The organism is Microbulbifer mangrovi, assembly GCF_002009015.1.
GTDB classification, from domain to species: domain Bacteria; phylum Pseudomonadota; class Gammaproteobacteria; order Pseudomonadales; family Cellvibrionaceae; genus Microbulbifer; species Microbulbifer mangrovi.
Genome location: NZ_LZDE01000113.1, coordinates 1 through 1,591 on the forward strand (window position 1 = coordinate 1; position 1,591 = coordinate 1,591).

Here is a 1,591-nt window from a genome sequence, read left to right on the forward strand (position 1 = left end):
CGCCTGCAAGGCAGGCTCCTACGACGTACATTGTAGGAGCCTGCCTGCAGGCGAACGCGGAACCCCGGCCTGTGCCGGGGCGACAATATGGCTTTCGCCTGAATGACGGGCGATTACAGTTCGCGGGCTACCTTGACGATATCGTAGACCTCGATCTGGTCGCCGGCTTTGACGTCATTGTAGTCTTTAACGCCGATACCACACTCCATACCGTTGCGGACTTCCTGAACGTCGTCTTTGAAGCGACGCAGGGATTCCAGTTCGCCCTGGTAGATCACCACGTTGTCGCGCAGTACACGGATCGGCTTGTTGCGGTGTACGGTACCCTCGGTAACCATACAGCCGGCAATCGCACCGAACTTCGGTGAGCGGAACACGTCGCGCACCTGAGCGATACCGACAATCTCTTCGCGCAGTTCTGGATCCAGCATCCCGGACAACGCCTGCTTCACTTCGTCCAGAAGGTTGTAGATCACGCTGTAGTAACGGATTTCAACGCTTTCGGTCTCGGCCAGTTTACGCGCGGCCACATCGGCACGGGTATTGAAGCCGATGACGATGGCACCGGAAGTCAGGGCCAGGTTGATGTCGTTCTCGGCGATACCGCCGACACCGCTGGAAACCACATTGACGGAGACTTCTTCGTTGCCGATGTCCGCGAGGGCAGACAGGATGGCCTCGAGGGAACCGCGTACGTCCGCCTTGATGACAACCGGCAGTACTTTCTTCTCGCCGGCTTCCATATCCGCAAACATGTTTTCCAGCTTGGCGGCCTGCTGACGCTGCATGCGCTCACGACGTTCTTTGTCGGCGCGCTGCTCGGCCACTTCACGGGCCTTGCGCTCGTCGGCAACTACCAGGAACTCATCACCCGCATTCGGCGTGGTATCCAGACCCAGCAGCTCAACCGGGGTAGACGGGCCGGCTTCCTTCACGGATTTGCCCAGCTCGTTGGTCATGGCGCGAACACGGCCATAGCTCTGGCCCGCCAGCACGATATCGCCGCGCTTCAGTTCGCCGTTCTGTACCAGCAGGGTGGCAACCACACCGCGGCCTTTTTCCAGGCGGGATTCAATAACAACACCGCTGGCCGGCACGCTTACCTTGGCCTTCAGTTCCAGCATTTCGGACTGCAGGGAAACGGCTTCCAGCAGCTCGTCGATGCCCTGACCAGTGTGCGCGGATACCTCGATGAACTGGGTATCGCCGCCCCAGTCTTCCGGGATAACGTCTTTGGCTGCCAGTTCGTTCTTCACACGATCCGGATCCGCCGCTTCCTTGTCGCACTTGTTGATCGCGACAACCAGCGGCACGCCCGCTGCCTTGGAGTGGGCAACCGCTTCTTCGGTCTGCGGCATGACGCCATCGTCCGCGGCCACAACCAGGATAACCACGTCGGTCGCCTTGGCACCGCGGGCACGCATGGCGGTAAACGCGGCGTGTCCCGGGGTATCCAGGAAGGCGATCTCGCCCTGGCTGGTTTTTACGCGGTAAGCACCGATGTGCTGGGTAATACCGCCGGCTTCACCGGATGCCACCTTGGTTTTACGGATGTAGTCGAGCAGCGAGGTTTTACCGTGGTCAACGTGAC

1 protein-coding gene is annotated in these 1,591 nt (G+C 60.1%); it reads right to left on the reverse strand.

From position 1 onward, the window contains the following. Positions 1-113 precede the first annotated feature (113 nt). Positions 114-1,591: translation initiation factor IF-2 (gene infB, locus B4U49_RS00560; protein WP_078082662.1), on the reverse strand; the 1,478-nt coding region annotated here is incomplete at its 5' end.